This window comes from Chitinophaga caseinilytica (assembly GCF_038396765.1).
Lineage (GTDB): Bacteria > Bacteroidota > Bacteroidia > Chitinophagales > Chitinophagaceae > Chitinophaga > Chitinophaga caseinilytica.
The window spans coordinates 6185130-6204947 of sequence record NZ_CP150096.1 but is presented as its reverse complement, the minus strand read 5'-3'; the positions used below and the strand labels follow the sequence as shown (position 1 = coordinate 6204947).

Sequence of the window (19818 nt, the reverse complement as noted above, 5' to 3'; positions counted from 1 at the left end):
TGTGTAGCAGTGCCATGTTTGTATTTCAAATACTTTAAAGAAGGCTCGCTGTACACAGCGGGCCTTCTTCGTTTTTGGCCGCATCCGAATAAATAAACTCGAATGAAAAAAATCCAGGTAAAAACACAATCCAGGCAAATGCTGGCAGACGTATTCACCCCCGTCGGCATTTACCTCCGCATCCGCGACAAGTTCCCCGGCTCCATCCTCTTGGAGAGCACCGATTCCAACGCCGGAGATAATAGCTATTCCTTTATCGGCATCAAGCCCATTGCGGGTATTGAAGTTACGTCTACCGACGTGTTCGAGTTCAAATACCCCGGCCAGCCCGTAGAGCGGAAAAAGCTCAGCGGCCGCAGCGAAGTGCTGCGTGAAATGGATGCGTTCCTGAAAAGCTTCGAGTTCCCGGAAGATGCCAACGGCGTCGCCTTCGGCAAAGGGCTGTACGGATACAGTACGTATGATTCCGTCCAGTTTTTCGAGAAGATCGCCTTCCGGAAACGCCCCGCCGCCGGCAACACCATTCCCCTCATGCGGTACCGCTTCTACCAGTACGTGATCGCCATCAACCATTTCAAAGACGAAATGACGCTGATCGAGAACCTGGTAGACGGGCAGGATTCCGAGATCGATTTCGTGGAATCCATCATCCGCAACAAAGATGTTCCCGCCTATTCGTTTGCAGCAAAGGGCGAGGAAACCTCTAACCAGACAGACGAGCAGTATATGGAAATGGTCGAAAAAGGCCGCCAGCACTGCTTCCGCGGAGACGTTTTCCAGATCGTATTGTCGCGCGGGTTCCAGCGGAGCTTTACCGGAGACGAGTTCAATGTGTACCGCGCGCTCCGCTCCATCAATCCTTCCCCCTACCTCTTTTACTTCGACTACGGCGATTATAAACTGATGGGATCTTCGCCGGAAGCGCAGCTCATCATCAAAGACCGCAAAGCGGTGATCCACCCCATCGCCGGCACTTTCCGCCGCACGGGCAACGACGAGCAAGATGCCAAACTGGCCGCCGAGCTCCTCGAAGACCCCAAGGAAAACGCTGAGCACGTGATGCTGGTAGACCTCGCCCGCAACGACCTGAGCCGCCACGCCACGGATGTGGAAGTGGAAACCTACCGCCAGATCAAATATTACTCCCACGTTATCCACCTCGTGAGCGAAGTGACGGGTCAATTGCCCAAGGATGCAGTGCCCTTCGATATCCTGGCCGCCACGTTCCCGGCAGGCACACTGTCTGGCGCGCCGAAATACAAGGCCATGGAACTGATCGATAGTTACGAGCCCACGGCACGGGGCTTTTACGGCGGCTGCGTCGGGTTCGTAGGCTTCAACGGCGATTTCAACCACGCCATCATGATCCGCTCCATGCTCAGCCGCAATAACACCCTCTACTACCAGGCAGGTGCCGGCGTGGTGGCGAAATCCGTCGCCAGCTCCGAACTGCAGGAAGTGAACAACAAACTCAACGCATTAAAACAGGCCATCATCAAGGCGCAAAATATTTGACATGAACATCCTGGTTTTCGATAATTACGATTCATTCACGTATAATCTCGTCCACCTCGTGGAGAAGATCATCGGCGGGAAAGTGACCGTTGTCCGCAACGACGAGATCGCGCTGGAAAAGGTGAACGACTTCGACCGTATTATTTTGTCGCCCGGCCCTGGAATCCCCGAAGAAGCGGGATTGCTGCTGCCGCTCATCCGGCAATACGCGCCCACCAAATCCATCTTCGGTGTTTGTCTTGGCCAGCAGGCCATCGGCGAGGCTTTCGGCGCAAAGCTCACCAATCTGACGGAAGTGTATCATGGCGTGGCTACGCCGGTGACGGTGACTTCGCGCAGCGGGCGCATCTTTCAAAACCTGCCCGACGAGCTGGAAGTAGGGCGTTATCATTCCTGGGTGGTGGATGAAAAATCGTTGCCGGCCGAACTGGAGATCACGGCCCGCGACGAGCATGGGTACATCATGGCGCTGCAACATAAAAAGTTCGACGTCAGCGGTGTGCAATTCCACCCCGAAAGCGTGCTCACGCCGCAAGGGGAGCAGATTTTGCGGAACTGGCTGGGGCTTTGATCCACCTTCAACCGCATTGCTCAACGTTTAAAAATCATCCCGATGAAAAAAATACTCAACTATTTATTCGAACATAAAACCTTCACCCGCGAAGGCGCCCGCGAGATCCTCACCAGCATCGGCAAGGGCGTGTACAACGAAAGCGAACTGGCGGCTTTCATGACCGTGTTCCTCATGCGCAGCATCACCATCGACGAGCTGCTCGGTTTCCGCGACGCATTGCTCGAGATGTGCGTGCCCGTTCAGCTGGAGCACGACGTGCTCGATATCGTGGGCACTGGCGGCGATGGTAAAAACACCTTCAACATTTCGACCCTCAGCTGCTTCATCGTGGCCGGCGCGGGTGGGAAGGTGGCCAAGCACGGCAACTATGGCGTGTCTTCCATCAGCGGGGCCTCCAACGTGATGGAGAACCTCGGGTACAAATTCAAGAGCGACGCGTCAAAATTGAAACAGGAAGTGGACGAAGCGGGGATTTGCTTCCTGCACGCGCCCCTGTTCCACCCGGCCCTGAAAAACGTGGCGGGCGTGAGAAGGCAGCTCGGCGTGCGGACGTTCTTCAACATGCTCGGGCCGCTCGTGAACCCCGCGTTCGCGCAACACCAGCTGATCGGCGTGTATAGCCTGGAAATGGCGCGGGTGTACAATTACCTGTTCCAGCAAACCGACAAGAAATTTGCCATCCTCCACAGCATGGACGGTTACGACGAAATTTCACTGACGGGCGATACCCGGATCATCACCAACAACGGCGAACAGGACTGGACGCCGGAGGCGCTGGGCAAGCGGAAAGTGAGCGCGGCCGATATTTACGGCGGCAATTCCACCGAAGAAGCGGCGAAGCTGTTCGTGAAGATATTGAAAGGCGAAGGCAGCTGGGCGCAACATTCCGTGGTGATGGCCAACGCCGCCATGGGCCTGTTCTGCCTCGAAAAGTACCCGACTTACGACGAATGTTTCCTGGCGGCGGTGGAGTCGCTGGAATCGGGCGCAGCATACAAATCATTCCAAAAACTCGTTTCCCTCCAATGAAAAATATCCTCGACAAGATCGTAGCCCACAAGCACGGAGAAGTAGCGGAACGCGAGAAGGGCAGGAGCGTACAGGAGCTGGAGCGCTTGCCCATGTTCGGGCGGGAGGCGCTTTCCCTGAAAAGTTTCCTCACGCAGCCCGGCCGCAACGGGATCATCGCCGAGTTCAAACGGAAATCGCCGTCGAAGGGCGTGATCAATGCCGACGCTACGGTGGTGGAAGTGACCACGGCGTATGCCCGCAATGGCGCGTCCGGACTGAGCGTGCTGACCGATACCGAGTTTTTCGGCGGTTCGATGGACGATCTGCAGCAGGCGCGTGCCGCCAATAATATTCCCATCCTGCGGAAAGATTTCGTGATCGGCGAATACCAGATCGTGGAAGCCAAAGCGATCGGGGCGGATGTGGTCCTGCTCATCGCCGAATGCCTCACGAAAGCGGAAGTAAAGCACCTCGCGGAATTCGCCCACAACCTGGGCCTGGAAGTGCTGCTGGAGGTGCATACGGCAGACCAGCTGGAAAAGATCACGCCGCATACCCATCTCGTGGGCATCAACAACCGCGACCTGAAAACCTTCCAGGTGGATATTTACCGCTCGATGGAGCTCCTCAAACAGATACCCGACAGCTACCCGAAAGTGGCCGAAAGCGGGATGGACGATCCGAAAACCATTGTAGAGCTGCGCAACGCAGGCTTCAGCGGGTTCCTCATCGGGGAGCATTTCATGAAAGCGGAGCACCCTGCGCAGGCGTTCGAAAACTTCACCCGTCAACTCGCGGCGCTATGAAAGTAAAAGTATGCGGCATCACCCGGGCGGAAGACATCGCGGCGCTGGCCGAAATCGGTGCAGACTATGCGGGTTTCATCTTCTATCCCAAATCTCCCCGCTTCGCCGGCGACAAACTTTCCGGCAGAACGGTGCGGGAAACGGGGAATGGGAAACTGGAGAAAGTGGGCGTGTTCGTGCAACCCGATTTGCCCACGCTGCAGAGGACGATCGCGGATTACGGGCTGGACATGGTGCAGTTGTACGGGGATTTTCCGGGTGAATTCATCCTGGAAGTGAAGAAATCCGTCAAAGTGATGAAAGCCGTTTCCATTCCTGAAAGCGCGACGGAATTGCCGGTTGCCGGAACGGAAGCGTTCGATTTCCTGCTGTTCGACACCGCGGGGAAAGGGCATGGCGGCACGGGAAAGCAATTCGACTGGAACCTTTTTGAAGGGTACGCTTCGGAGCAGCCGTACTTTTTGGCCGGAGGGATCGGGCCGGGCGATGCGGATGCGCTCCTCCGATGGCGGGAGCCGCACTTGTTTGCTGCGGATGTGAACAGTAAATTTGAATCCGCTCCCGGAATAAAAGATATGCGCCTCGTGGAGGCATTCATCAAACAGATCAAAAAATAACCGTATTATGGATATTGCCGTCAATACTTCCCATTCCAAATACCACGTCAACGAAAAAGGCTACTATGGCGAATTCGGGGGCGCATATATTCCTGAAATGCTCTATCCCAACGTGGAAGAGCTGCGGGAAAACTATCTGAAGATCATGCGCGAGCCTGCTTTTCAGCAGGAATTCGAACAACTGCTGAAAGATTACGTGGGCCGGCCGTCGCCGCTCTATTTCGCCAGCCGGCTTTCCGAAAAATACAACACGAAGATTTACCTGAAACGGGAAGACCTCAACCACACGGGCGCCCACAAGGTCAACAATACCATCGGCCAGATATTGCTCGCCAAGCGCCTCGGCAAAAAGCGCATCATCGCCGAAACCGGCGCCGGCCAGCACGGCGTGGCCACCGCCACCGTCTGCGCCCTCATGGGCCTGGAATGCATCGTGTACATGGGCAGTGTAGACATCCAGCGCCAGGCCCCTAACGTGGCCCGCATGAAAATGCTCGGCGCCACGGTAGTGCCCGCCACCTGCGGCTCCAAAACCCTCAAAGACGCCACGAACGAAGCCATCCGCGACTGGATCAACAATCCGGTAGACACCCATTATATCATCGGTTCCGTGGTAGGGCCCCACCCGTACCCGGATATGGTAGCGCGGTTTCAGTCGGTCATCAGCGAAGAAATCAAAAAACAACTGAAAGAAAAGACCGGCAAGGAATTGCCCGATTACGTGATCGCCTGCGTGGGCGGAGGCTCCAACGCAGCGGGGACTTTCTTCCATTTCACCGACGACGAAAGCGTGCGGCTCGTAGCTGTGGAAGCGGCCGGTAAAGGCGTGGACAGCGGATTTTCCGCGGCTACCTCCCAGCTCGGCAAACCCGGCGTCATCCACGCCAGCAAAACATTGCTGATGCAGACAGACGACGGCCAGATCGTGGAACCGCATTCCATCTCCGCCGGGCTCGACTACCCGGGCGTTGGCCCCATGCATGCACACCTGTACGCCTCCGGCCGGGGGAAATTCCTCAACGCCACCGACGACGAAGCCCTGGCTGCCGCCTATGAGCTCAGTCTCCTCGAAGGCATCATCCCCGCCCTCGAATCGGCCCACGCCCTCGCCAAGCTGAAAGACCTCGGTCTTCAGCCCGACGATGTAACCGTGGTGTGCCTCAGCGGCCGCGGCGACAAGGACCTCGAAACCTATATCAAACACCTGAAATAACGGCAATATGAACCGCATCGACCAGCTCTTCCAGCAAAAGCCCAAAGAAGTGCTCAACATATATTTCACCGCCGGTTTCCCGCAGCTCGGCGATACGCTCACCGTACTGCAGGCGCTGCAAGACGGCGGGGCCGACATGGCGGAGATCGGCATGCCCTTCTCCGACCCCCTGGCAGACGGGCCCGTTATCCAGGACAGCAGCACCCGCGCCATCGCGAACGGGATGAAGCTCGCCGTCCTCTTTGAACAGCTCAAAGGCTTCCGCAGCAAAATCCGGATACCCGTGGTGCTCATGGGGTACATCAATCCCGTGTTGCAATACGGTGTGGAAAATTTCCTGCGCAGTTGCCAGGAAGTGGGCGTGGACGGGCTTATCCTGCCCGATCTGCCCATGGATGAATACGAAACCGAATATAAACCGCTCTTCGAAAAATACGGCCAGCACCTCATTTTCCTCGTAACGCCCGAAACCAGCGAAGCCCGCATCCGCAAGATCGACTCCCTGAGCCGGGGATTCGTGTACGCCGTGTCGTCTTCCTCCACCACCGGGAAAGACAAGGACATGAAACTGCAGGCATCCTATTTCGAGAAGTTACAGTCGATGAAACTGCAGAACCCTGTGCTGGTGGGCTTCGGCATCCGCGACAAAGCCACTTTCCAGACGGCTTGCCAATACAGCAACGGCGCCATTATCGGCAGCGCATTCGTGAAAGCCATCGAAAACAGTGCTAACTTGCAGGAAACCGTTCAGACGTTCGTCCGCAACATCAAACAATAGCCATGAAAACTGCCATCCTGAAATATAACGCCGGCAATACGCAGTCCGTCCTCTTCGCCCTCGAAAGGCTGGGCGCGGAAGCCGTGGTGACAGACGATCCGGAAACGCTCCGTTCGGCCGATAAAGTGATCTTCCCCGGCGTGGGCGAAGCCAGCACCGCCATGAAGTACCTGCGCGACCGGAAGCTGGACCAGGTGCTTAAAGACCTCCGGCAGCCCGTGCTGGGTATTTGCCTGGGCATGCAGCTGCTGTGCCGCCATTCGGAAGAAAACGATACGGATTGCATCGGGGTGTTCGACCTCGATGTGAAGAAATTCGAATCGCCGGCGGGCAACCTGCTGAAAATACCGCAAATCGGCTGGAACAATATCACCGGCCTGCATTCCGTGATTTTCGAACATGTACCGCAGAATGCTTATATGTATTTCGTGCACAGTTACTTCGTGGAACTGGGGCCGGATACGACCGCCATCGCCAATTACGTGATCAATTACAGCGCCGCGCTGCAGAAAGATAATTTCTACGCCGTGCAGTTTCATCCGGAAAAGTCGGCCGACGCAGGCCAAAGCCTCATCGAAAGCTTCCTGAAACTGTGAGCGTAACGATCAGGAATATCACCACGGAAGACACGCTGCAGCTGCGGCGCGACGTGATGTACCCGGATTGGCCGCTGGACCGGGTAACGCTTCCGCACGATGTGGACGGCCTGCATTTCGGCTTGTACGACGGCGCCCGGCAGGTGACCGTCGTTTCCCTTTTCATCGACGGCCGCAGCGCGCAGTTCCGCAAGCTCGCCACCGCCAATGATCAGCAGGGAAAAGGATTCGGGAAGATCATGATGGCACATCTCGAAAAAGTGTGCCGCGATCATGGCGTTTCCCGCCTCTGGTGCAATGCGCGCGCATCCGCCACCGGGTTTTACGAAGCATTGGGGTACCATGTCACCAGTGGCCTGTTTTACAAAGACAATATCGCATTCTACAAAATGGAAATAGAACTGAAATCCGCATCCGTAGACACTTTTACCATTATTCCCGCCATCGATATCATCGACGGGAAATGCGTAAGGCTGACACAGGGCGATTACGATCAAAAGAAAATCTACAACGAAAATCCGCTCGAAGTAGCGAAAGAATTCGAAGACGCGGGCGTGAAGCGCCTGCACCTGGTAGATCTCGACGGGGCCAAAAAAGGCCAGGTCGTGAACTGGAAAGTATTGGAGGCCGTTGCCGGGAAAACAGGACTGGTCGTGGATTTTGGAGGCGGCATCAAGCGGGACGAAGATATCCGCGTGGTGTTCGAAGCCGGCGCGAAACTGGCGACCATCGGCAGTGTGGCCGTGAAGCAGCCGGAACTGTTTTTCGGTTGGGTGGAGCAATACGGCGCGGAGAAAATTTTTCTCGGGGCCGATGTGAAGGATGAGAAAATCGCCGTAGGCGGATGGCTGGAAACCACGGGCGTCAGCGTATTCGACTTCCTCCGCGGCAACATGGAAAAAGGCGTGAAGGAAATTTTCTGTACCGATATCGCCAAAGACGGGCTGCTGCAAGGCCCCAGTACCGAACTGTATAAAAAGATCATCGCCGAACTGCCGGGCATCCGCCTCACAGCCAGCGGCGGTGTGAGCCATATGGGCGATGTGGAAGAGCTCCGCGCCGCGGGGCTCGCCGGCGTCATCATCGGCAAGGCCATTTACGAAGGCCGCATTCAAATGTCTGAACTGAAGAAACTGCTGTAGCTATGCTCACGAAAAGAATCATACCCTGTCTCGACATCAAGGACGGGCGCACCGTGAAGGGCGTTAATTTCGAAAACATCCGCGATGCCGGAGACCCCGTTGAACTGGGCGCCCTCTACGCCGCCCAGGGCGCCGATGAGCTCGTGTTCCTCGATATCACCGCTACCAACGAGCGCCGCAAAACCCTCCACGCCCTCGTGACCGACATCGCGCGGCACATCAACATCCCGTTCACCGTAGGCGGCGGCATTGCGGCCGTAGACGACGTGAGCGTGCTGCTGGGCGCCGGGGCAGACAAGGTGTCTGTCAACACCGCCGCATTCCGCACCCCGCAACTGCTCAACGACCTGTCGAAGGAATTCGGTTCCCAGTGCGTGGTACTAGCGATCGACACCCGTTTCGAAGACGGCGACTGGTTCGTGTACCTCAACGGCGGCCGCGTGAAAACCGACATCCGCACCGAAGACTGGGCGCGCGAAGCCGTGGAGCGCGGGGCGGGGGAGATCCTGCTCACGTCCATGAACAACGACGGCACCAAACAGGGATTTGCGCTGGATATTACCGGCCGCCTATCCCGGAACCTCAACGTGCCCGTGATCGCTTCCGGCGGCGCGGGGACCATGGAGCATTTCGCCGATGTGTTCGAAAAAGCCGGGGCAGACGCTGCGCTCGCCGCCAGCATCTTCCACTATAAGGAAATGGAAATACCCGATCTGAAAAATTACCTCTATCAAAGAGGCGTGCAGATCCGGTTTTAGTATTATAAATTTTTATTATTTTTAAACACGATTTACCCATGGAGGTGAATTTTTCGAAATCTCCCGACGGACTGGTACCCGCCATCGTGCAGGATGCCATCACCCGGAAGGTGTTGATGCTCGGGTACATGAACCGCGAGGCGCTGGATAAAACGCTGGCCGACAGGAAAGTGACCTTTTTCAGTCGTTCCAAAAACCGGCTGTGGACGAAAGGCGAGGAAAGCGGGAATTTCCTGCATCTCGTGAGCGTGGCGGTGGATTGCGACCAGGACACGATCCTCGTCAAAGCCAATCCCGTTGGGCCCGTTTGCCACACCGGCGCCGATACCTGCTGGAACGAAGCCAATGAAGACGACGGCCATTTCCTCAACCGGCTGGAACAGGTGATCCGCGACCGGAAGGAAAATCCCACGGAGAAATCCTACACGGCTTCGCTGTTCGCCAAAGGCATCAATAAAGTAGCGCAGAAGGTAGGGGAAGAAGCGGTGGAACTGGTGATCGAAGCGAAAGACGATAACCGCGACTTGTTCCTCGGCGAAGCGGCCGACCTGCTTTTCCACTACATGATCCTGCTGCAGGCCAAAGGTTTTACCCTCGAAGACGTAACTTCGATCCTGAAAGAAAGACATAAAAAATGAAAAAGATCGTATTCCTGCTGGCGGTAACGGCAGCAACGGCGGCACAGGCGCAAATGAAAGTGAACGGGACGCTGAAGGGCGCACCAGGTCAGAAGCTCTACTTCGTCAGCGAAGACGGCAACTGGGCCGATTCTACCGAGTTGAAGGCGGACGGGAAATTCGCTTTCGTGACGAACGTGAAACCCGCTGCAGATGCCATGTACGCGCTGTTCCTCGCCGGGGTCGACTTTCCCTCGCTCCTCGTGAGCGATCAGCCGGAAATTACGATCGACCTGGACGCGAAGGATTTTCCCGTTGCGCAGTCCGTCAAAGCCGGCCAGCAAACCCGCTGGATGCAGGAATACCATAAAACCATGCGGCCCCTTCAGAACGAGGCGATCGCGCTGAACAACGAAGCCCGTTCCATCGGGCAGGACGAATCCGAAAAACAAACAGCTTTCCGCTCGAAGGCCGATGCTTTCGATAAGAAACTGCAAAATACGGCCAGGCAATTCATCAAGGAACGCCCGCAGGCGATGGCCAGCCTGTTCCTCCTGTACGGCGATCTGCAAAGCCGGTTGCCCAAATCCGAATTCGCCGGCATTTTCGAGTCGCTCGATCCGAAAGTGAAAATGTCCAAACTGGGCAAAACCGTAGCCATGAGCCTCGCGTCTGAAGGAAAAACCTCCGGTCCGGTGGCTGCGCCCGATTTTTCGCAGGCCGATCCGGAAGGCAAAATGGTGAGCCTTTCTTCCTTCCGCGGGAAATATGTGCTGATCGATTTCTGGGCCAGCTGGTGCGGGCCCTGCCGCCAGGAGAACCCGAATGTGGTGGCGGCGTACAACAAATTCAAGAACAAGAACTTCACCGTTTTCGGCGTGAGCCTGGACAAGGAGAAATCCGACTGGCTGCGTGCGATCAAACAGGATAACCTCAGCTGGACGCAGGTTTCCGACCTGAAAGGCTGGGGCAACGAAGCGGCCGCCATGTACGGCGTTCGCGGGATCCCCCAGAACTTCCTCCTCGACCCGCAGGGCAACATCATCGCCGCCAACCTGCGCGGATCGGCTTTGGAACAGAAGCTGGCGGAAGTCCTCAAGTGACCGCTTATCAAATTGGGCTTGCTTTTCGGGCCCGGATTGGAGAAATTTGCGGTAGAATCTAAACAGTCACATCATGAAGAATTGGATACTTGCAGCCATGCTTTTCAGCCCGGCTGCAATGTTGTTTGCACAGGATAAGCCAGACGAAAAGATCAAACACATTCCGTTTACCGTTTCAGGCACAGTGGGAGAGCAGTCTTCCCCCACCAAATTCTACCTCCGGATGCGCATCGGCGGTCAGTTCGTGATCGACAGCGCAGTGGCCAATGATGGCAAATTTTCCTTCAAGGGAAAGGTTCCCGAGCCGCAGCAGGCACAGCTTTTTTCCGTGATCCCCGTTTCGAAAGAAGCGCCCGGCGGACGGAAGGAAGTGGCGTTGCTTTTCATCGGGAAAGGCACCACCCGCGTGCATGTTCCTGCTCCCGACCAGAAGGCGTCGGCAGACGGGACGGCCGTCCAGGATGCGTTCAATCAGCTCAACGACCTTACCCGCGCCGTGGATAAAGACATGGAAGCGGCGGAGAAAGAATACCGCAAAGCCTGGGAATCGAAGAACGATGCCAGGAAGCAAAAGGCCGAAACGCGCATCGAGCAGATCGACGCATCAAAAACGGCTATTATGCAGAAGTATTTGAAAGACAATCCATCCAGCCCGATCGGGATGTTCGTGCTCAACCAGGTGGTGGGGTATGAGCTGGATGTGGACGTGGCGGAGCCGTTATTTAAATCGCTGTCCAAAACCGTTCGCCGGTACCCGTCCGCAAAGGAATTTGCTTACCGGATAGATTTGGCGAAAAAGATCGCGATCGGCCAGCCGGCGATTGAATTTACGCAGAACGATACGACCGGCGCGCCGGTGACCCTGGCATCTTTCCGGGGGAAATACGTGCTGGTGGACTTCTGGGCCAGCTGGTGCGGGCCTTGCCGGGCGGAGAATCCCAATGTGGTGAAGGCTTTCCAGCAATATAAGGACAAGGGTTTCACGATCCTCGGCGTTTCGTTCGACGAGAAGCAGGACCGCTGGAAGCAGGCTATTCGTACCGATAACCTGACCTGGACGCACGTTTCCGACCTCAAGGGTTGGAAGAACGAAGTGGGTAAGCTGTATGGCATCCGCGCTATTCCGCAGAACCTCTTGATCGACCCGCAGGGCAAGATCATCGCGCGGAACCTCCGGGCGGAAGAGCTGGGCAAAAAGCTGGAAGAGTTGCTGCCTAAGGAATAGAACCAGATATAAAAATATGGGGAAGGGTGACCGGTGATCGGTTGCCCTTTTTTTATGCCGTTCCTCAAAATAAATTTGGTGTTCTACGAATAATTCGTAGATTTACGATAGTATCGTAGTTATGAAGTTGTGTTTCCTGCTGACCGCCTGTTCTTTGCTGATCGCCAATGTGTATGCGCAAACGGTGGTGACGTTGCGGGGGACGGTGAAAGATGCTGGTGGGAAGCCGCTTCCGTTCGCCAGTGTGTTCCTGAACCAGACAACGATGGGAGCGAGAACGACGGAGTCGGGAAGTTATGAGATCGGAGGCGTTCCATCGGGGCGATATGAAGTGATCGCATCGTATTTGGGATATGAGCCGCAGATCTTGCCCCTGGAGCTGGTGGAGAACAGGACGCTGGACATTGTGCTGAAAGAGAAACCGGGCGTGTTGAAAGAGTTGGTGGTGCGGCCGGACAAGGACCGGGAATACTATATGCAGTTGTTCAAAAAGGTATTCATCGGTGAAGGGGCGGTGGCGCAACAATGTAAACTGCTCAACCCGGACAGGGTGGAGTTTGAATATGACCGGGGCACGATGGAACTGAAGGCGAAGGCCGATGATTTCCTGGAAGTATCGAACCCCTCGTTAGGATATAACATCCGTTTTTTGTTAATCCATTTTGAGCATAGTCCGCGTACGGGTTATTCGATGTACTATGGTAATCCGTTGTTCGAGCCGATGAAGCCGCGCAGCAAGGCGCAGGAGAAGCGGTGGGAGAAGAACCGGGAAAAGGCATACCGTGGGTCGGCGCTGCATTTTTGCCGTAGCCTGATTGCGGGGAGTTACCGGGGCGAGGGTTTTACGATGCGGAAGCTGGTGCGCAGGCAGAAGGAGCAGGGGCAGGTGATCCAGGCGCCGCCGGATTCGGTGATGGGGATCATGCGAAGCCCGATGTTCTCGCGGTCTGTGAGTTACCTGGCGCGGAAGGAGTTGCCGGTAGACAGTGTGTTGCGGAAAAGCGGGCGGGACTATGTGCTGCGTTTCAGCGATCATTTGTATGTTGTTTACGGGAAGGAAAAGGAAGAAAGGCTATATATCGAAAAGTACCTCCGCAGTAACGATAAGCCCGGGCCGCAGGTGTCCATTATGAAATTGCTGGCGCCGGAAGTGCGGATGGACGGGAATGGCAACCTGGAAGCGCCCATGGACGTGATATTCGAAAATTATTGGGCCTGGGAAAAACTGGCGGTGATGCTGCCGCTGGATTACCGGCTCTGACATCTCATCATAGCGACGCCGAAGTCAAAGAAAAAATAAGCGTCGCGCCAAATGGAAAATGTATGGATAAACTGACTAAACAGGAAGAAGCCGCGATGCAGGCGATCTGGAAAGCAGGGAAAGGTTTCGTGAAGGATTTCCTGGAATCGCATGCGGATCCCATTCCGCCTTATACCACACTGGCATCCACGATCAAGAACCTTGAAAAGAAAGGGTTCGTGGAGGCGAAGAAGATCGGTAACGTGTATGAATATGCTCCCGCCATCGCGGAAGATGAATACGCGAAGAAGTTTATGAACAGTTTCGTGAAAGACTATTTCGAGAATTCCTACAAAGACCTCGTGACGTTTTTCGCGAAAGATAAAAAGATCAGCCCGGACGATCTGAAGGAGATCATCCGCATGATCGAATCGAAATAATTGCAGTACCTATAAACCGCTAGCATGTCGGCTCTATTTATTTATCTGCTCAAAGCCAATATCGCGCTTTGTTTGTTCTACCTGGCGTACCGGCTGGGGTTGCGGAGGATGACGTTTTACACGCTGAACCGCTTTTTCCTCCTGGGAGGTATCGCCTTTTCGTCGATGTTCCCGTTGGTGGACGTCAACGATTTCTTTTCGCGGAATGTGACCCTCGCGGCGCAGGTGACCTATTATGTTCCCGACTGGACCACCCTGCAAAAGGTGGAATCCTTCACGGTGTGGACTTTGATGGAATATACTTTCTGGGCGGGCGTGGCCGTGATGGCTTTCAGGCTCCTGGTGCAGATGGTATCGTTACTGGTGCTGCACCTTCGTACGGAGCCGGACCGGTTGTTCGGCCAGGAGGTGCGCAGGATGAAGGGGTCGGTGACGCCGTTTTCCTTCTTCCGCAAGATCTACGTGAATCCTGAATTGCATACGGAAACGGAATTGTTCTCGATCGTGAAGCATGAACAGGTGCATGTGAAGGAGTGGCATACGGCCGATATCATGATGGGCGAGGTCAATAATGTTTTTTACTGGTTCAACCCGGGCGCCTGGCTGATGAAGAGCGCGATCCGCGAGAACCTGGAGTTCCTGGCAGACAGGGCTATCCTCCGCAGCGGCATTAATCGTAAAGAGTATCAGTATAGTCTTATACAGGTGAACGCATCGCAGTACGCGGCCGGTATCACCAACAGCTTCAATTTATCCCACATTAAAAACCGCATTTTTATGATGAACAAATCCCGTACCTCCGGCATCCAGCTTTACCGCTACGGCGTGTTGGGCTGCATCGTGTGCGGAGTGCTGCTGACGCTTAATTATACCAAAGCCGGCGCCGTAGTGCATGATGCCCTCCAGGAAGTGAAAACGGCGCTTGTTCCCGGCGCGGCGGAGAAAGACGATGTAGCTTCCACTGCCAGCGCAGGAGACACGTATAAAACCGTTCATGGCAAATTCGGATCCACGACCGATAATTACATCACTGTGAAAGGCAAGTCCGTAAAAGACACGGTTACGCCCCGCTCCGGTCGGGTAACTGAGCAGCCCAAACTTGCAGGCACCGTATCCGGTGTACAAGTGCAGCCGAAAGTCGTGGAAGGCAAACCCGCATCCGGTAAAAACGTCAAGGAAGTGCTGATCATCGGCCCCCCGGGCAATGGGAAGGAGCCGCTCATCGTGGTAGACGGCGTGCCCCAAAAATCCGATGCGTCCGGGAACCCGCTCAAAAGCATCGATCCCAATAACATCGAATCTATCTCCGTGCTCAAAGATGCCGCAGCATCTTCTATTTATGGCCCCGCGGGTAAAGAGGGCGTAATTATCATCACCACCAAGAAAGGCAAGACTTTGGCGACCACCGTTTCTAAAAATGAATACGATGAAGTGCGCGAAGAAAGAGTATGGGTAGATTCCGCAACCGGAAAAAGGAATTCCGTCATCACGGTAACGGGTACACGCCGGCCGCAAGCCACGGCGTTGAAATCAGATGCTGCACAGACGGTGAAAGAAGTTCCGGTAATAACGGTTACCGGCTATTCACTCGCCGTTTCTCCAGACAGCAGCGACCGCCGCAGGCGGACCGTAGCAGCCATGCGGGCGATGGAACAAAAGAATGACCCGAATTATCGGATCCGCACCGGCAACTCCAAAGACAGTGTGTATAGACTAATCGTAGACACCTATTCAAAGGCGTTGACCAGCAATGTACCAGCCGCAGCTTCCATTCAGACCGAGCATTACCCGAACCCGACAGACGGTGTCGTAACTTTCGCCTACAGCCTGAGCAAGCCAGGCAAAGGGAATATTCGGGTAACCGATATCAACGGCCGCGAAATCTACCGCAAATCCATCGATGGTTTAACCGGCAGCCAGAAAGAACAGATCAACCTTTCCGGTAAACCCGCCGGCACTTACATCGTAACCCTGACACATGATCGCGCTACTATGACATCCCGTATCGTGAAACAATAAAAAAAGCAAGCTTCCGGTTAGCCGGAAGCCTGCTTTTGCATATCTGATAGAAGGCAGCCTGAGGGCTGCTTTTTTTATTGAAGTAGTATATTCCCGGATGCTTTTATGGAGCCAGTTAAACCGAATGCTTTTATGGGGTCGGGTTTATCCAGATGCTTTTATGGAGCCAGCTAAACCCGAAAGCTTTTATGGCGTCAGGTTTATCCGGATGCCTTTATGGAGCCAGCTAAACCGAATGCCTTTATGGTGTTAGGTTTATCCAGATGCTTTTATGGATTCAGATTTACCCAACACTACCTCACCGGATACTCCGGGCACAACGAAACCCCAAATTCTCGAGGCCCGACGATGGCGTGGTTTTCATACGGGCGGTAACCCGGTAACCGCGGCAATACTCATCGCTGCACATGAAAGACCCCCCGCGGATCACGCGCTTCGGGTTGGCCGGATCGTCCGGGTCATGGGGAGCATTGGCGCCCGTAGGATTGTGCGTCTCGGCAGGCTCCGATGCATAATGGCGCGCATCGTACCAGTCGGCCGTCCATTCCCAAACGTTGCCGGACATGTCAAACAACTGAAAACCATTGGCCGGAAAGGATTTGACGGGGGAAGTCCCGTAGAACCCGTCGGTTTCGGTATTCTCGTAAGGAAAATGTCCGTTCCAGATGTTGGCTTTGGGTTTGCCGGTCTGGGGGGCTTCCGTCCCCCAGGGATAAGGGACCCCGCTCTTGCCACCGCGCGCCGCATATTCCCATTCGGCTTCCGTCGGGAGGCGCTTGCCCGCCCATTTGGCGTATGCCTGCGCGTCTTCCCACGACACATGCACCACCGGATGGTTCTCCAATCCCTTGATGTCACTGCCCGGCCCCTTGGGATGCTTCCAATCGGCATAATGCTCGAAACTCCACCATTGCGTCACGTCGCGGAGGTCTACGGGCCCTTTCGTGGGCACGAAAACGAGCGAGCCGGGGAGCAGCATGGTACTATCCGGCTCTTCGGCGCCGGGAGGCAGCGAAGCCATCAGCTCCTCTTTGGAAATCGGGCGCTCGGCGATGGTCACATACCCGGTAGCCGCTACGAATGCCGCGAATTCCGCATTGGTGACTTCGTGGGCGTCCAGGTAAAAGGAATCGAGTTGAACGGTGTGCGCGGGATATTCGTCGGGCATGCCGCTGTCGTCGTCGGCCCCCATCCGGAACGTTCCACCGGGGATCAGTACCATGGGATTGAGTTTGTCTACGGCAGGCGGCACTGCGGCCCGGCCCGGCTGTTTGGCGGCGGGCTGCTGGCAGGCGGCCAGCATGGCGCACAGAACAACGATGGTTGATGTTTGATTCCGGATCATAATGGCCACAAAATTAGGCATCCGCATTGTTAAATTGTTAATTTCCTTTGTCAGCCGATCCGTAGGGCGTTTATCCGTAACTTGTAACTGATATGGCAATTACGCGCGCTGATTTCGGGCCGGATTTCCGGTGGGGCGTCGTGATCTCGGCCTTCCAGAACGAGGGTGCACATGATGCCGACGGCAAAGGCCCCAGCATCTGGGACGCTTTTACGGAAAGGCGCGGCAAGATCAAAGACCGCAGCCACGCCCGCACTACGACCGACTTTTACAACCGCTATCTCGACGATATCCTGCTGGCCCGGAGCCTTGGCTTCGGGGTTTTCCGCTTTTCCCTTTCATGGCCCCGCATCATTCCCGAAGGCACCGGCGCCCTCAATCCCGCGGGCATCGCTTTCTACCATCGTGTCATCGACGCTGTGCTGGCCGCCGGTATGGAACCTTACGTAACGCTCTACCATTGGGATTTGCCGCTCGCCCTCGAGAAAAAAGGGGGATGGTGCCACCGGGGAACGGTCCACGCGTTCGAATCGTACGCCACCACCTGCGGCCGGGAGTTCGGGAGCAAAGTGCGCAACTGGATCGTGCTGAACGAGCCTTTCGGTTTCACTTCGCTGGGTTATATGCTGGGCGTGCATGCGCCGGGCAAGTTCGGGCTGTCGTATTTCCTGCCGGCCGTTCACCATGTGGCGATGGCCCAGGCGATAGGCGGGAGGGCCCTCCGCGCGGAGGTGCCCGGTGCACGCATCGGCGTCGCCTATTCCTGCTCGCAGATCATCCCCTTCACCGATAACGAAAACGATCGCGCCGCCGCCTCCCGCATCAACGCGCTCTTCAACCGGCTGTTTATAGAACCGGCACTGGGAATGGGATATCCTGACGGCGATTTTCCCCTGCTGGCCCGCATCGCAAGGCGATACGCGCTTTGGCGCGATTGGGACCAGCTGCCCTTTGATTTCGATTTCATCGGCATACAAAACTATTTTCCGCTCGTAGTTCGCTACAATCCCTTCATGCCCTACCTCAACGCGTCGGAAGTAAAAGCCCGCTACCGGAAAGTGCCGACCACGGCGCTGGGATGGGAAATCAGCGGAAATGGCCTGTACAGCATCCTGCAACAGTTCGCCGCCTATCCCGGCGTAAAAGAGATCATGATCACGGAAGGCGGCGCTGCATTCGCCGACATGGCCGAAAACGGGAAGGTCCACGATCCGGAACGCATCGCTTATTACGATGAATACCTGCGCGCGGCGCTGCTGGCCAAACAGTCGGGCGTGCCGCTCACAGGGTATTTCGCGTGGACGCTGACCGATAATTTCGAATGGGCGGAAGGGTACAATGCCCGGTTCGGGCTCGTTCATGTGGATTTCGAAACCCAGCGGCGGACCATCAAATCCTCCGGCCGGTGGTTCGCGGAGCTGTTGGGGAATGGGGAACGGTCCCCCGGCGGGCAATAGCAAACCGGTTTTTTGGGGTTCGCCGTATAAAGGTTTATAGAGTGGTTTGACTGATTACCCGCCGGGGCCGGTTACATTTCTTTTCGTTTATAGAACCAGTTGTCGCGCAGCGAAAGATGCAGCACAACGTTCAGATAATTTTCCTGCACCAGCCCTTTGGCCGAAACCCCACGCTGGCCGCCTTCGAGGCCCAGATAATATCGCAGGTGCCCCGTTCTGCTGGGCAGCGAAAGCCCCGCGGAAACACTGAAATCCTCCAGCGGCTGATTCTTCACGGAAATATAGTTTTTATGGAACGCCGCACCGAGCTGGATCACGGCGCCTTCCGCTTCGCGCCCGTAAAAATCCAGCCGTTTGAAGGTATACTCCAATCCACCGGCGTATCGCTCCGAATTTTTGTATTGGAAATTGGTATTGCTTTTATTCAGGCCTTCCCAGTTTTGCCGCTTGTAATCCGCCAGCCAGGTGATGTTCCCGCTGGTTGCCGTGAGCCCGAACCCAAGCTGCTCGGGCAGTTTGTAGGATGCCGCCACGCTTTTGTCCTGATACAGGATGGTTTCGTCTGCCGCGCGGATGGAAAGCGTACCGCTGCCGTTGAGCGTGGTGCCGAAGCGATAGGTGGCGCCCGCCCCGATCGTCCATTCGCCGATGCGGCCCTGGTATTGCAATCCAGCGGTGAAGTTCAGGTTGCGGTAATACACGTCCTGCGAAGTATGCACTTCGTCGTTGGCCAGGCTGTCTATGGTATTGACGGGCCCGAATATGACGGCGGAAGAAACCCCCGCGCTGAAATTTTTCGTGATCCGGACGGAGTTACTGATATAAAACCGGTTCAATCCGCCGCTGCCGTCGATCGCGTTCCGCACGTTTTCGGAAGTGCCTTCGATGGGCGTGGTATTGAGCAGTTTGTAATCGATCCGGCTGTAAGGCATCAGTCCCACGCTGATCCCCCAGCGTTCGTGCGCTTTGAATCCGATGGCGAAACGCTTGAAGGCGATGTCGCCGGCCGATTGCGTATTGTCGGCGGTTTGATAGCTGACGGATTTGCCGGCCATGCTCGCCTCGAAATAAAACATCTGCATGGGCAAAGCGCTGTACGACGCGGGATTCTGCTCGTTGAGGAACTGCCCCGACGGCCGCGCGATGCCGGCGCTTCCCACGCCGAAGTTGCGGCTGTAATCGCGCTCGTCGAGGTCGCCGATACCGAAAGCGGAATACAGGGAGTTGACGCCTTTCTGTGCAACGGCGCTGCCACTCAAAAACATTACAAAACCGGCGGTGATATAAAAACGCATCATTTGTACAAGAGGTAATAAATCTTCAAATAAGCCCGGTATCCTTCATGTTTGGCATCTCCCAGCA

19 protein-coding genes are annotated in these 19818 nt (G+C 55.7%); 17 read left to right on the top strand and 2 right to left on the bottom strand.

From position 1 onward, the window contains the following. Positions 1-102 precede the first annotated feature (102 nt). The 16 genes from WJU22_RS25690 to WJU22_RS25615 all read left to right on the top strand — a co-directional run bounded on the left by WJU22_RS25690 (position 103) and on the right by WJU22_RS25615 (position 15654). A complete protein-coding gene (locus tag WJU22_RS25690) occupies positions 103-1515 on the top strand; it encodes an anthranilate synthase component I family protein (RefSeq protein WP_341841024.1) in 1413 nt (470 codons plus the stop codon). Between the two features lies 1 nt (position 1516). Beyond that, positions 1517-2086 (top strand): aminodeoxychorismate/anthranilate synthase component II, encoded by a 570-nt coding sequence (locus WJU22_RS25685; protein ID WP_341841023.1) that lies wholly within the window; start codon positions 1517-1519, stop codon positions 2084-2086. A 42-nt stretch (positions 2087-2128) separates the two neighbouring features. After that, on the top strand, positions 2129-3118 hold the full coding sequence (trpD, locus tag WJU22_RS25680; RefSeq protein WP_126246891.1) for an anthranilate phosphoribosyltransferase: 990 nt from the start codon (positions 2129-2131) through the stop codon (positions 3116-3118). After that, entirely contained in the window at positions 3115-3906 is a 792-nt protein-coding gene (gene trpC / locus WJU22_RS25675) for an indole-3-glycerol phosphate synthase TrpC (protein WP_341841022.1), read from the top strand. The genes trpD and trpC overlap by 4 nt, the downstream gene beginning before the upstream one ends. Continuing rightward, positions 3903-4523: a phosphoribosylanthranilate isomerase gene (locus WJU22_RS25670; RefSeq protein ID WP_341841021.1), complete on the top strand. Its 621-nt coding sequence runs from the start codon at positions 3903-3905 to the stop codon at positions 4521-4523. Before trpC ends, WJU22_RS25670 begins: the two co-directional genes overlap by 4 nt. A 7-nt stretch (positions 4524-4530) precedes the next feature. Next, positions 4531-5736 (top strand): tryptophan synthase subunit beta, encoded by a 1206-nt coding sequence (trpB, locus tag WJU22_RS25665; protein WP_341841020.1) that lies wholly within the window; start codon positions 4531-4533, stop codon positions 5734-5736. A gap of 7 nt (positions 5737-5743) precedes the next feature. Further along, positions 5744-6514 carry a tryptophan synthase subunit alpha gene (gene trpA / locus WJU22_RS25660; RefSeq protein WP_341841019.1) on the top strand — a complete coding sequence of 257 codons (771 nt, stop codon included), beginning with the start codon at positions 5744-5746 and terminating at the stop codon, positions 6512-6514. A gap of 2 nt (positions 6515-6516) precedes the next feature. Further along, on the top strand, positions 6517-7110 hold the full coding sequence (hisH, locus tag WJU22_RS25655; RefSeq protein ID WP_341841018.1) for an imidazole glycerol phosphate synthase subunit HisH: 594 nt from the start codon (positions 6517-6519) through the stop codon (positions 7108-7110). Then, positions 7107-8252 (top strand): 1-(5-phosphoribosyl)-5-[(5-phosphoribosylamino)methylideneamino]imidazole-4-carboxamide isomerase, encoded by a 1146-nt coding sequence (gene hisA, locus WJU22_RS25650; protein WP_341841017.1) that lies wholly within the window; start codon positions 7107-7109, stop codon positions 8250-8252. The genes hisH and hisA overlap by 4 nt, the downstream gene beginning before the upstream one ends. Before the next feature lie 2 nt (positions 8253-8254). Next, a complete protein-coding gene (gene hisF / locus WJU22_RS25645) occupies positions 8255-9010 on the top strand; it encodes an imidazole glycerol phosphate synthase subunit HisF (protein ID WP_341841016.1) in 756 nt (251 codons plus the stop codon). 38 nt (positions 9011-9048) lie between these two features. Then, on the top strand, positions 9049-9648 hold the full coding sequence (gene hisIE, locus WJU22_RS25640) for a bifunctional phosphoribosyl-AMP cyclohydrolase/phosphoribosyl-ATP diphosphatase HisIE (RefSeq protein WP_341841015.1): 600 nt from the start codon (positions 9049-9051) through the stop codon (positions 9646-9648). Further along, complete coding sequence (locus WJU22_RS25635) at positions 9645-10730, top strand: TlpA disulfide reductase family protein (protein WP_341841014.1); 1086 nt, start codon at positions 9645-9647, stop codon at positions 10728-10730. Before hisIE ends, WJU22_RS25635 begins: the two co-directional genes overlap by 4 nt. Positions 10731-10803: 73 nt before the next feature. After that, positions 10804-11955 carry a TlpA disulfide reductase family protein gene (locus WJU22_RS25630; protein ID WP_341841013.1) on the top strand — a complete coding sequence of 384 codons (1152 nt, stop codon included), beginning with the start codon at positions 10804-10806 and terminating at the stop codon, positions 11953-11955. Between the two features lie 121 nt (positions 11956-12076). Continuing rightward, positions 12077-13216 carry a carboxypeptidase-like regulatory domain-containing protein gene (locus tag WJU22_RS25625; protein ID WP_341841012.1) on the top strand — a complete coding sequence of 380 codons (1140 nt, stop codon included), beginning with the start codon at positions 12077-12079 and terminating at the stop codon, positions 13214-13216. 62 nt (positions 13217-13278) lie between these two features. Beyond that, complete coding sequence (locus WJU22_RS25620) at positions 13279-13635, top strand: BlaI/MecI/CopY family transcriptional regulator (RefSeq protein WP_126246902.1); 357 nt, start codon at positions 13279-13281, stop codon at positions 13633-13635. A gap of 24 nt (positions 13636-13659) precedes the next feature. Further along, complete coding sequence (locus WJU22_RS25615) at positions 13660-15654, top strand: T9SS type A sorting domain-containing protein (protein ID WP_341841011.1); 1995 nt, start codon at positions 13660-13662, stop codon at positions 15652-15654. 298 nt (positions 15655-15952) lie between these two features. On the opposite strand, the gene WJU22_RS25610 is transcribed toward WJU22_RS25615, so the two are convergent. Then, positions 15953-16999, bottom strand: a complete 1047-nt coding sequence (locus WJU22_RS25610; RefSeq protein WP_341841010.1) for a formylglycine-generating enzyme family protein — start codon at positions 16997-16999, stop codon at positions 15953-15955. Positions 17000-17091: 92 nt separating this feature from the next. On the opposite strand from WJU22_RS25610, the gene WJU22_RS25605 reads away from it, so the two are divergent. Then, a complete protein-coding gene (locus WJU22_RS25605; RefSeq protein WP_341841009.1) occupies positions 17092-18456 on the top strand; it encodes a GH1 family beta-glucosidase in 1365 nt (454 codons plus the stop codon). Positions 18457-18527: 71 nt separating this feature from the next. On the opposite strand, the gene WJU22_RS25600 is transcribed toward WJU22_RS25605, so the two are convergent. After that, positions 18528-19754, bottom strand: a complete 1227-nt coding sequence (locus tag WJU22_RS25600; protein WP_341841008.1) for a hypothetical protein — start codon at positions 19752-19754, stop codon at positions 18528-18530. Between the last annotated feature and the right edge of the window lie 64 nt (positions 19755-19818).